This window comes from Paramuribaculum intestinale, from assembly GCF_003024925.1.
GTDB lineage: Bacteria > Bacteroidota > Bacteroidia > Bacteroidales > Muribaculaceae > Paramuribaculum > Paramuribaculum intestinale.
In genome coordinates this window covers 1-11,672 of sequence record NZ_PUED01000081.1, presented here as the reverse complement: position 1 = coordinate 11,672, position 11,672 = coordinate 1, and the positions used below count along the sequence as shown (strand labels likewise).

At 60.1% G+C, this 11,672-nt stretch carries 11 protein-coding genes; all 11 read left to right on the top strand.

Annotation, left to right across the window (positions count from 1 at the left end; all coding sequences use genetic code 11):
* Positions 1-280, top strand: a 280-nt coding sequence (locus C5O24_RS07400) for a carboxyl transferase domain-containing protein (protein WP_275541803.1), incomplete at its 5' end; no start/stop codon positions are given.
* Positions 281-295: 15 nt separating this feature from the next.
* Entirely contained in the window at positions 296-1,210 is a 915-nt protein-coding gene (locus tag C5O24_RS07395; protein WP_107035909.1) for an OadG family transporter subunit, read from the top strand.
* Positions 1,211-1,258: 48 nt separating this feature from the next.
* Positions 1,259-1,693, top strand: coding sequence for a biotin/lipoyl-containing protein (locus tag C5O24_RS07390; RefSeq protein ID WP_107035908.1), 435 nt, complete (start codon positions 1,259-1,261; stop codon positions 1,691-1,693).
* A gap of 45 nt (positions 1,694-1,738) precedes the next feature.
* Positions 1,739-2,896 (top strand): sodium ion-translocating decarboxylase subunit beta, encoded by a 1,158-nt coding sequence (locus C5O24_RS07385; protein WP_107035907.1) that lies wholly within the window; start codon positions 1,739-1,741, stop codon positions 2,894-2,896.
* 187 nt (positions 2,897-3,083) lie between these two features.
* Entirely contained in the window at positions 3,084-3,428 is a 345-nt protein-coding gene (locus C5O24_RS07380; RefSeq protein WP_107035906.1) for a hypothetical protein, read from the top strand.
* Positions 3,429-3,539: 111 nt separating this feature from the next.
* Positions 3,540-4,298, top strand: coding sequence for a tRNA threonylcarbamoyladenosine dehydratase (locus C5O24_RS07375; protein WP_240604926.1), 759 nt, complete (start codon positions 3,540-3,542; stop codon positions 4,296-4,298).
* Positions 4,299-4,518: 220 nt separating this feature from the next.
* Positions 4,519-4,791 carry a co-chaperone GroES gene (locus tag C5O24_RS07370; protein WP_107035905.1) on the top strand — a complete coding sequence of 91 codons (273 nt, stop codon included), beginning with the start codon at positions 4,519-4,521 and terminating at the stop codon, positions 4,789-4,791.
* A gap of 56 nt (positions 4,792-4,847) precedes the next feature.
* Positions 4,848-6,485: a chaperonin GroEL gene (groL, locus tag C5O24_RS07365; protein ID WP_107035904.1), complete on the top strand. Its 1,638-nt coding sequence runs from the start codon at positions 4,848-4,850 to the stop codon at positions 6,483-6,485.
* A gap of 135 nt (positions 6,486-6,620) precedes the next feature.
* On the top strand, positions 6,621-9,455 hold the full coding sequence (gene porW, locus C5O24_RS07360) for a type IX secretion system periplasmic lipoprotein PorW/SprE (protein ID WP_107681656.1): 2,835 nt from the start codon (positions 6,621-6,623) through the stop codon (positions 9,453-9,455).
* A 115-nt stretch (positions 9,456-9,570) separates the two neighbouring features.
* Positions 9,571-11,139: a T9SS response regulator signal transducer PorX gene (gene porX / locus C5O24_RS07355; protein ID WP_107035902.1), complete on the top strand. Its 1,569-nt coding sequence runs from the start codon at positions 9,571-9,573 to the stop codon at positions 11,137-11,139.
* A complete protein-coding gene (tsaE, locus tag C5O24_RS07350; protein ID WP_107035901.1) occupies positions 11,136-11,561 on the top strand; it encodes a tRNA (adenosine(37)-N6)-threonylcarbamoyltransferase complex ATPase subunit type 1 TsaE in 426 nt (141 codons plus the stop codon). The genes porX and tsaE overlap by 4 nt, the downstream gene beginning before the upstream one ends.
* The last annotated feature ends 111 nt before the right edge of the window (positions 11,562-11,672 follow it).

Genomic DNA, 11,672 nt, shown 5'->3' with positions numbered 1-11,672 from the left:
GCCCACGGCCGAGATCGCCGTGATGGGCGGCGCCGGTGCCGTAGAGGTGCTCTACGCCAAGGAGGCCAAGGAATCGGACAACCCCGCAGCCGTGCTCAAGGAGAAGGAGAACGAGTACAACAAGCTCTTCTGCAACCCCTACAACGCCGCCCGCTACGGCTACATCGACGACGTGATCGAGCCGCGCAACACCCGTTTCCGCATCATCCGCGCCCTTCAGCAGCTCGCCACGAAGAAACTCACCAATCCTGCCAAGAAACATGGCAACATCCCCCTCTAAAACACTGTCAGCATCATGAAAAAAATCTGTATAACGGTGCTGGTGGCAGTCGTGGCGCTCATTGCGGCGTCGGACGCTTCGGCCCAGGGTCGCAGAGGCCTGAGGCTCAACGAGGTGATGGTGACCAACGACAGCAGCGTCACGGACGACTACGGCCGCCGCAGCGCGTGGGTGGAGCTTTTCAACTCCACTTTCGCCCCGCTTGAGATCTCGAGCGTGTTCATCACCGACGACCCCTCCAACCCCAAGAAATATCCTGTGCCGCTGGGTGATGTCAACACCCGTATCCCCAAACGCCAGCATGTGGTGTTCTGGGCCGACGGCCAGCCCTCCAAGGGCACGTTCCACATGAACTTCACCCTCCGCGAGGGTCAGGACAACTGGATCGGAGTGTATGACGCCGACGGCAAGACACTCATCGACGAGGTGACCGTGCCCGCATCGCTCGCACCCAACACCACCTACGCCCGCTCCGAGGACGGAACAGGCGAATGGGAGGTGCGCGACGGCTCGGGCGCACGCCACGTGACCCCCAGCTCGGCCAACGTGATCCGCGACACCAACTCGAAGGTTGAGATGTTTGCCGAGCGCGACGAGAACGGCTTCGGCATGACCGTAATGGCCATGTGCATCGTGTTCTCGGCTCTGCTGCTGCTCTCTGTGTGCTTCTACGTGATCAGCAAGATCGGCGAGCACTATTCGAAGGGCAACAAGGCCAAGTCGCACGGCGCCAAGCTTCAGGAGCTCACACGCGAAGAGCGTCCCGACTCCGACTCGGGCGAGGCCATCGCAGCCATCGCCCTGGCGCTCCACGAGCATCTCGACGCCCACGACCGCGAGAACACCGTGCTCACCATCAACAAGGTGCGCAAAGCCTACTCGCCGTGGAACTCGAAGATCTACAACATGCGTCAGGCGCCGCGTCACTGATGAGCGTCAACATCACTCCCTAACCCATACTCCATATCATCAAAAACAATGAAAGAATACAAATATAAGATCAACGGCAACACCTACAAGGTGGCCGTCGGCGACATCGACAACAATTCAGCCCAGGTGGAAGTGAACGGCATCCCCTACAAGGTGGAACTCGAACGCAAGGACAAGCCCGTGACCATCGTCAACGCTCCCCGTCCGTCGGCCGCTCCGCGCACCGACAGCGGCGCCAAGGTGATAGCCACCCCCAAGACCACCGGCTCCGGCCATCAGGTGAAGGCTCCGCTCCCCGGCACGATCCTCAGCGTGCAGGTGAAGCCGGGCGACACCGTCAAGGCCGCCGACACAGTAGTGATGCTCGAGGCCATGAAGATGGAGAACGCCATCCACGCCGGCCGCGACGGCAAGGTTGCCTCCGTCAACGTAGCGCAGGGAGAGGCTGTGCTCGAAGGAGCAGTGCTCATCACTCTCGAATGATAGAAACCACCTGATTACCCACAGCTCAATAAAACGAATCAAGCTATGTCATTCGGTGATTTCTTAGCCAACAACCTCCATCAGTTCTGGATCCTTACAGGATTCCACAACGCCACATGGGAGCATTTCGTCATGCTGGCCGTAGGTCTTTTCTTTATCTGGCTTGCCATCAAGAAAGACTTCGAGCCGATGCTCCTGGTGCCGATCGGCTTCGGCATACTCATAGGCAACATTCCGTTCAACACCACCGCCGGCCTCGACGTGGGCATCTATGAGGAGGGCTCCGTGCTCAACATCCTCTACAACGGCGTATCGGCCGGATGGTATCCTCCGCTGATATTCCTCGGCATAGGCGCCATGACCGACTTCTCGGCTCTGATAGCCAATCCGAAGCTGATGCTTATCGGCGCGGCCGCCCAGTTCGGCATCTTCGGCGCCTACATGGTGGCCCTGCTTCTGGGCTTCACGCCCGACCAGGCCGGTGCCATAGCCATCATCGGCGGCGCCGACGGCCCCACGGCCATATTCCTGTCGTCGAAACTGGCTCCCAACCTGATGGGCGCTATCGCAGTGTCGGCCTACTCCTACATGGCTCTGGTGCCTGTGATCCAGCCGCCGCTGATGCGCCTGTTCACCACCAAGAAGGAGCGTCTGATCAAGATGAAGCCGGCCCGCGCCGTGTCGCAGAACGAGAAGATCATATTCCCGATCCTCGGCCTTCTGCTGACCTGCTTCGTGGTGCCTTCGGGCATACCCCTGCTGGGCATGCTCTTCTTCGGCAACCTGCTTCGCGAGTGCGGCGTATGCACCCGTCTGGCCAAGACTGCCAGCAACGCCCTGACCGACATCGTCACCATATTGCTCGGCATGACCGTCGGCGCCTCCACTCAGGCATCGGAGTTCCTGACCGCGCAGACCATCGGCATCTTCGCCCTCGGCTTCATGGCGTTTATCATCGCCTCGTCGTCGGGCGTGCTCTTCGTGAAGCTCTTCAACCTCTTCCTGCCGAAGCACAAGAAGATCAATCCGCTGATCGGCAACGCCGGCGTATCGGCCGTCCCCATGTCGGCCCGTATCTCCAACAACCTCGGTCTGGAGTACGATCCGTCGAACTATCTGCTCATGCACGCCATGGGTCCGAACGTGGCCGGTGTCATCGGCTCTGCCGTGGCAGCCGGCGTGCTGCTGGGCTTCCTGGCCTGACCAACGCTGCATCAGCCACATACACTATGACAAGGCGTTCCGGACAGCTTCGCTCTCCGGAGCGCCCTGTCATTATGAGGGCCGACAAAACAATTGCGGCATAATCAGCGTTATAATGTAAAACACGGGCGAGAGCGGCCTGAGACCGCCCGCTCCGGATGCATTTCACTCCAAGCAGGAAAAAGACATGGTGACAAAAAAGGTAATAGACACAATCTACAAGACCTACCGGCAGCGTCCGGCCTCATCGGAGGATCTCGACATAGCTCTGCTCTTCGAGCAGCTGCCGCTCGAGCACGGAATAGGCATCGAGGGCGACAGCCTGATCATAGGCAGTATTCCGGAGAGTTCTCCGTTCCACAGCCTTCCTCTGGGACATATCCACGGCATAATCGACTTCGACGACTGCGTGGCAGTGGCGCTTCACAGCTCGATAGTGTTTCTCGACAAAGAGAGCGACCGCACATCGGTGCATCTTCACCAGGATCGACCTTCGCTGCTCGACCGCCTGCGTCTCAGCCTGCAGTCATGACGCTCCGGCAACCGACAGCCACAACCGATGCTGACAGCCCGTCCAAGCAAGCGGCGCAATTCAAGCATATCAATCAATTTCATCACACATACATAACATTTCATCACGACAGTGACCGACCGACGTTTTGACCGCACCCGCCGCCTCATAGGCGACGAACAGATGGAGCGCCTCGCCGCCTCATCGGCCATAGTATTCGGCATAGGAGGAGTGGGCGGATGGACCGCCGAATGCCTCGCACGCCCCGGCATAGGACGCCTCACGATAGTAGATCCCGACGACGTGGCCCAGACCAACATCAACCGCCAGGTGATGGCTCTCGGATCGACCACCGGATGCCCGAAGACCGACATCCTCGCCGAGCGACTTCTCGACATAAACCCCGGCCTCGACCTGAGGCTGATGCGACGCCGCTACACAGCCGAACATGCCGCCGACTTCGACATAGCAGGGCATGACATCACCATCGACGCCATCGACTCCCTGGCCGACAAGGCCGCTCTGATACTCCACGCCACATCCACCCCCTCGACCCGGCTATTGTCGTCGATGGGCGCCGCGCTCAAAGCTGATCCCACGAAAGTCAGCGTGGCCGAATTCTGGCAGGTCAAAGGGTGTCCGCTCGCGGCGGCGCTCCGGCGCCGGTTCAAGCGCGACGGCATGACGCCGCGCCGGAAATTCCGCTGCGTCTACTCTCCCGAACTGCTGACCAACGCCGGCGACGAGCCTGACCCTGACGGCACCATGACCTACGGCAAGCGCGCCATCAACGGAGCTCTGTGCCATATCACCGCCATATTCGGGTTCACTCTGGCAGGACTCGCCATCGACACCCTGCTGAAACATCAGCCCGCCGGAGATTCAAAGTGACCGGCCCCAGCTACTGACATTGCCACTCCCTATGGTGAACTTTAGCATGAGGCAGGGCGTTACCCCTCTGATGCCATCGCCAAACCAGAGGGTGACATTGCCATTTTGGCAGACCGACTGACACGCCCGCGCTTTGGCACGGAATATGCATTGAGCATAATGCACCACAATGCGACAACAAGACAACAATCAGAAACTATAAAACAAAAACTACCGAATCATGAACATCAAACCATTGGCCGACAGGGTTCTTATCAAGCCCGTCGCCGCTGAAGAAGTGACAGTGGCCGGAATCATCATCCCCGACTCCGCCAAAGAGAAGCCCCTCAAAGGCACTGTAGTCGCTGCAGGCTGCGGCACCAAAGATGAGGAGATGACAGTGAAGGCCGGCGACACTGTGCTCTACGGCAAATATTCAGGCAACGAGATCGAATTCGAGGGCGAAAAATACCTCATCATGCGTCAGAGCGACATCCTCGCTATCGTGGAATAAGCGGTCAGCTCTCACCTCCCTCACCATAAATTCAACAATATAAACGACCAACAACCATGGCAAAAGAGATAAAATTTGAGATAAAGGCTCGCGAAGAGCTCAAGAAAGGCGTCGACGCCCTGGCCGATGCCGTGAAAGTGACCCTCGGCCCGAAAGGCCGCAACGTGATCATCGAGAAGAAATTCGGCGCACCCCACATCACCAAGGACGGTGTGAGCGTAGCCCGCGAAGTGGAGCTTGAGGATCCGTTCCAGAACATGGGCGCACAGCTCGTCAAGGAAGTGGCCTCGAAGACCGGCGACGACGCCGGCGACGGCACCACCACCGCCACCGTGCTCGCCCAGTCGATCATCAACGTAGGCCTCAAGAACGTGGCCGCCGGCGCCAATCCCATGGACATCAAGCGCGGCATCGACAAGGCTGTGGCAGCCGTAGTGGAGGGCATCCGCGCCCAGAGCCAGGAGGTAGGCGACGACTTCAAGAAGATCGAGGACGTGGCACGCATCTCGGCCAACAACGACGAGAACATCGGCCGCCTCATCGCCGAGGCCATGAAGAAAGTGAAGAAAGAGGGCGTGATCACCGTCGACGAGGCCAAAGGCACCGAAACTACGGTTGACATCGTAGAGGGCATGCAGTTTGACCGCGGCTATATCTCGCCCTACTTCGTGACCAACACCGAGAAGATGGAGTGCGAGATGGAATCGCCCTACGTGCTGATCTTCGACAAGAAGATCTCCAACCTCAAGGACATGCTCCCCATACTCGAGGCCACGGCACAGAGCGGACGTCCGCTGCTGATCATCGCCGAGGACGTAGAGTCGGAAGCCCTCGCCACCCTCGTGGTCAACCGTCTGCGCGGCTCCCTGAAGATCTGCGCCGTCAAAGCCCCCGGCTTCGGCGACCGCCGCAAGGAGATGCTTGAGGACATCGCCGTGCTGACCGGCGGCACCGTAGTATCGGAAGAGAAGGGCATGAAGCTCGAGAACACCACTCTCGACATGCTCGGACGCGCCGAGAAGATCACCGTCAACAAGGAGAACACCACCATAGTCAACGGCGCCGGCAACAAGGATGCCATCGCCGCCCGCGTGGCACAGATCAAGACCCAGATCGAAAACACCACCAGCGACTATGACCGCGAAAAGCTTCAGGAACGTCTGGCCAAGCTCGCCGGCGGAGTGGCAGTGCTCCATATCGGCGCACCCTCCGAAGTGGAGATGAAGGAGAAGAAAGACCGTGTGGACGACGCCCTGAGCGCCACCCGCGCCGCCATCGCCGAGGGTATCGTTCCGGGCGGAGGCGTGGCCTACATCCGCTGCATCGCCTCGCTTGAGGGTCTCAAGGGCGACAACGATGACGAAACCACCGGCATACTCATCGTGAAGCGCGCCATCGAGGAGCCCCTGCGCCAGATCGTGGCCAACGCCGGCGTAGAGGGAGCCGTAGTAGTGCAGAAAGTGAAGGACGGCAGCGCCGACTTCGGCTACAACGCCCGCACCGACAAGTACGAGAACCTTCTGGCCGCAGGCGTGATCGATCCCGCCAAGGTGACCCGCGTGGCTCTGGAGAACGCCGCCTCGATAGCCGGCATGTTCCTCACCACCGAGTGTGTGATCGCCGACAAGAAAGAGGAGAATCCCGCTCCGGCAATGCCCGCTCCCGGCATGGGCGGCATGGGCGGCATGATGTGATCTCCCACGGCCTGTAAACATATTCTTAACAAGACTGCCTCGGCTCCGGCCGCAGGCAGTCTTATTTTTTGCCGGAGCGGATTTTGCCATGACCGATACCTCGCGATTTTTCGCTAACTTTGCCGCATGTATAGAATGATGAGACTACTACTGTGGATAATGGCCATAGCGGTGCTGTTGGCGGCGGGCGGATGCTCCACGCGCAAGAACACCGCCGCCAACCGTCAGTATCAGTCCTTCATCACCCGCTACAACATACTTTTCAACGGCGACGAGCATTACCGCCAGACCCTGGCCGACATGGAGCGGTCATACGACGACGACTTCACACGCCTGCTGCCGGTGCATCCCGCCGAAGCCCGCCGCGACCCCAAGGCTCCGCAGCCCCAGGGCGACTTCGGCCGATCGATAGAGAAGGCTCAGAAAGCCATCAGAGTGCGCTCCATCAAGAAGAAGCCACGCCGTCAGGCCGGACGCCGCTCCGACCCGGAATACCGCAAATGGATGCAGCGCGAAGAGTATAATCCGTATCTCCACAACGCATGGATGCTCCTCGGCCGCTCACGCTACATGAACGGCGAGTTTCTGCCCGCCGCCACCACATTCATGTACGTGGCCAACCACTTCTCATGGCTGCCCCAGACTGTGGCCGAAGCACGTATATGGCAGGCACGCAGCTATCTTGCCGAAGGATGGACCGGCGAGGCCGAGGCTACCCTCGGACGCGTCAGGGAGAGCGACCTCACATCGGACGAACTGCGCCACCAGTATGCCCTCGCACAAGCCGAGGCCGCCATAGCCCGCCGCGACTGGCAGAGCGCCGCCGCCCCGCTGCGCCAGGCCGCCGCCACAGCCAAAGGCGCTCAGAAGACGCGGCTCACCTATCTGCTGGGACAGGTGATGCTCGCCGGAGGCGACAAGGCGGGAGCTGCCGAAGCCTTCCGCAGAGTGGAGAAGAGCAGCTCGGCGGCCTACCCGATGCGTTTCAACGCCCGCATACGGCGCAGCGAAACGACCGGCCTCGACGCCATGTCGGCCGACCGTCTGCGCAACGAGCTGAAAGCCCTCGGACGCATGACAAGCTACGGCCGCAACGCACGCTATCTCGACCAGATACACTATGCGGCCGGCAACATACACATAGCGCTCGGCGACACCGCCATGGCCATGCACTCCTACGCCCTGGCCGCCGAAAAATCGGAGCGCAGAGGCGTCGACATGGCTCTCGCCCGGCTTGCATTGGGACGTCTGTACTTCGAGCGCGCCGACTACGACCACGCACAGCCCTGCTATGCCGAGGCCGTGGCTCTTCTGCCCGAGACATTCGAGGGTATAAGGCAGATACGCGACCGGAGCGATGTGCTCGACGAGCTTGCCGTGTATTCCCGCACCGTCAGCCTCAACGACTCGCTGCTGCGGCTCGCCGACATGCCCGAGACCGACCGGCTCAAAGCGATCGACGCCATCATCGAGCGCCTGCGCCGCGAAGAGCAGGCCAAAGCCGAAGAGGAGGAACGACAGCAACGGGAGGCGGAGGCCGCCGACAACAGCGCCGGGATCGCCGCATCCACCACCTCGGGCAACGCATCGGCGCCCACGGCATTCACCCGCCAGAGCGGCGACGGGTCATGGTATTTCTACAACCGTCAGGCCATAGAGGCGGGCCGCGCCGAATTCCGCCGCCGCTGGGGCACGCGCAAACCGGAAGACAACTGGCGCCGCAGCGACAAGGCCGCCTACGCCGCAATAGACGACACCGACACCAACGACGCAAAGCCCGACACCACAGCCACCGACGACCCGCAGGGCGCACAGAGCGCCACAGCGGCATCAGACCCGCACGAACGCGCCTACTATCTGGCACAGATACCGGCCGACAGCCTGTCGAGAAAGAAAGCCCATGACGCCATACAGGAGGGTCTGTTCAACCTGGGGCTGATACTGAAGGACAAGCTCGACGACTACACCGAGGCCCGGCGCCACTGGAACCGACTGCTGCGGCAATATCCCGACAACATATACCGTCCGGAGCTATACCACAATCTGTATCTCATGGCCGCACGAATAGGCGACAACGCCGAAGCCGAACGGTGGCGGCTTCTCATGGCCGGTGAGTTCGCCGACACCCCGCTCGGCAAAGCGATGGCCAATCCCGACTATCTGCGCGACCTCAAAGAGATGCATTCGCGGCAGGAACAGCTCTATGCGGCCGCCTACGAAGCCTATCTGGCCAACGACAACGACTCTGTGCGCAGCGCCGCCGAATATGCCCGCACCCACTATCCCACCAGCCAGATACTGCCTAAATTTCTATTTATCGACGCTCTGACCTACGCCACGCAGGGCGACGCCGGAGAGTTCCGCTCGCGGCTGAAACATCTGGTGGAGACATATCCCCAGGCCGATATGGCTCCGCTTGCCGCGGGATGGCTGCGCGAAAGCCTCAAAGGGCGCAAGATCAACAGTTCGGGCACCAATGTGCGCGGCATGATCTGGGCCACGAGGCTCACCAACGACTCAACCATGCTCGCCGCCGCCACCGACAGCCTGAGCGGCATATCGTTTGAGCGCGATGCCGACGCACCCCATCTGGTGGTGCTGGCATTTGCCGTCGACACCATCAATCCCAATATCCTGCTCTATAACGTGGCCCGCTACAACTTCGCCACATTCGCCGTGCGCGACTTCGACCTCGAACCGATGCAGTTCGGGCCGCTCGGACTGCTTGCCGTCAAAGGCTTCGCCGACCGTGCGGAGGCCTCGCGCTATCTCACCATGATGCTTGCCGATCCGGATTCGGGGATCACGCCCGAGGTGAGGCCGATAGTCATATCGCAGCCCGACTTCACCCGCCTCATAGGCGCAGGACTCTCGCTCGACGACTACCTCAACGGAGAAGAGGAGGAGGGAGAAGAGCTATCGGAATTATCGGAGGAGATCGGAGACGAGGGCGGCAGCAATATGCGATAGCCGGTGACCCGGGCTAGCGCGGGCGACCCATATCCCGCCAACAATCGGCGACAACGGATGATATCGGAGGGCAGCGATTTGTCAGTTAGGGGGAATTTGACTAATTTTGCTACAAATGACAACGAATCGCCAACCACGCATATTATGGGCCGACGATGAGATCGACATGCTCCGGCCACATATCATGTTTCTGGAGAGCAAGGGTTATGAACTGACCACCGTGTGCTCCGGATCAGACGCGCTTGAGGCGATGGAGTCGGCGGAGTTTGATATGGTGATTCTCGACGAGCACATGCCGGGCATCACCGGCCTGCAGACCCTGCAGTCCATCAAGCAGCAACACCCCCACATGCCGGTGATCATGATCACCAAAAGCGAGGAGGAGAACATCATGGAGCGCGCCATAGGCTCACGCATCGCCGATTATCTGATAAAGCCCGTAAATCCCAACCAGATACTTCTTTCGATAAAGAAGACACTCGACGGCCGTCGACTGGTGGCCGACACGTCGACTTCGGGCTATCGTGCGGAATTCGGCGCGATAACGGCAAGCATAGCCCAATGCGCTACGCTCGACGACTGGAGGGATCTGTACCGCCGTCTCGTCTACTGGCAGACCGAGCTGTCGGCCCAGACCCACACGCTGCAGGCCGACACGGCTGAAATGGCTTCGATACTCGCCACCCAGATCGACGAGGCCAACACGGTTTTCGGCAAATTCATACGCCGCAACTACCGCGATCTGCTGCTTAACGAGCCGCTGACAAGCCCCGGCCTGATACGCTCGAGAGTGATGCCTCTGCTGAAGGAGGATCCGGTGTGGTTTGTGGTGATCGACAATTTCAGACTCGACCAGTGGCTGGCTCTGAAATCGCTCCTGTCCAATCTGTTTACGTTCAGCGACGAAACTCTGTCGCTATCGATACTCCCCACTTCGACACAGTTTGCGCGCAACGCCATCTTCGCCGGCATGATGCCGTCGGAGATAAAGCGCCGGTGGCCTGATCTGTGGGTTGATGATGACGCCGCCGAGTCGAAAAATATGGCCGAAGAGCGTCTGCTGGCGATGCAGCTCGAACGCCACGGCTTCCGCGAGCGCATGAGCTATTCCAAGATTTTTGATTCGGAGGGGTGCGAGCAGTTCATCTCCACTATGGCCGACCGCGCCGACTGCAGACTTAACGCCGTGGTGATCAACTTCATCGACATGCTGTCGCACGCACGCACCGAGTCGCGCACGGTCAGGGAACTGGCGTCGACCGACGCCGCCTATCTGTCGATCACCGACTCATGGCTGCGCCACTCCCCCACCCTGGAGCTGTTCAGCCGCATAGCGGCCACAGGCCAGAAGGTGGTGCTCGCCACCGACCACGGCACAATCAGAGTGGCCACTCCGCAGCGTATCGTAGGCGACCGCACGCTCACCACCAATCTGCGATACAAAGCCGGCCGCGGCATGGACTACAACGCCCGGCAGGTGATGGTGGCCGACCGTCCGGCGGAGATCGGTCTGCCGGTGAAACGGATCGGTGAGGAATACGTGTTTGCCACCGGTCGCGACTTCTTTGCCTATCCCAACAATTACAACCATTACGCACAATACTACCGCGGCACCTTCCAGCACGGAGGCATTTCGATGGAGGAGATGCTCGTGCCGCTGGTGACACTCACAAGCAAGCTATGACAACAATAGAGATATCCACAATCGCCGACATCGACAGCGCGGCAGCCAAGCTCGCCGACGCTCTTGAGGCTTCGGGCGCAACAGTAGTGGCCTTCGACGGAGAAATGGGCGCAGGCAAGACCACGCTGATCTCGGCTCTGTGCCGCAAGATGGGCGTGGCCGACGACATGGCAGCATCGCCCACATTCGCCATAATCAATGAGTACAGCGGATCGATGCCGCGACCGATCTACCACTTCGACCTCTACCGCATAGAGAGCATCGAGGAGGCTCTCGATCTGGGACTCGACGACTATTTCTACTCCGGCTCGCCATGCTTTATCGAGTGGGCCGAGCGGATAGAGCCGCTGTTGCCCGACGACACGCTTCACGTAGCGATAAAAGTGAACGCCGACGGTTCGCGGACACTGACCATGCCCTGACAGAAGGGAGAGACCCGCGAGGCATATCAGTGACTGCATGACAAACAAAACAGGCGCCCGCAGAGAGAACGGATCTCACTGCGGGCGCTGATATTACGGGCCGGAAGCGGC

What these genes read in the sequence shown, in the direction of transcription:
- porX (WP_107035902.1), top strand. Translation starts at nt 9,571, where the DNA reads ATGACAACGAATCGCCAACCACGCATATTATGGGCCGACGATGAGATC.
- porW (WP_107681656.1), top strand. Translation starts at nt 6,621, where the DNA reads ATGATGAGACTACTACTGTGGATAATGGCCATAGCGGTGCTGTTGGCG.
- C5O24_RS07370 (WP_107035905.1), top strand. Translation starts at nt 4,519, where the DNA reads ATGAACATCAAACCATTGGCCGACAGGGTTCTTATCAAGCCCGTCGCC.
- C5O24_RS07385 (WP_107035907.1), top strand. Translation starts at nt 1,739, where the DNA reads ATGTCATTCGGTGATTTCTTAGCCAACAACCTCCATCAGTTCTGGATC.
- groL (WP_107035904.1), top strand. Translation starts at nt 4,848, where the DNA reads ATGGCAAAAGAGATAAAATTTGAGATAAAGGCTCGCGAAGAGCTCAAG.
- tsaE (WP_107035901.1), top strand. Translation starts at nt 11,136, where the DNA reads ATGACAACAATAGAGATATCCACAATCGCCGACATCGACAGCGCGGCA.
- C5O24_RS07395 (WP_107035909.1), top strand. Translation starts at nt 296, where the DNA reads ATGAAAAAAATCTGTATAACGGTGCTGGTGGCAGTCGTGGCGCTCATT.
- C5O24_RS07380 (WP_107035906.1), top strand. Translation starts at nt 3,084, where the DNA reads ATGGTGACAAAAAAGGTAATAGACACAATCTACAAGACCTACCGGCAG.
- C5O24_RS07390 (WP_107035908.1), top strand. Translation starts at nt 1,259, where the DNA reads ATGAAAGAATACAAATATAAGATCAACGGCAACACCTACAAGGTGGCC.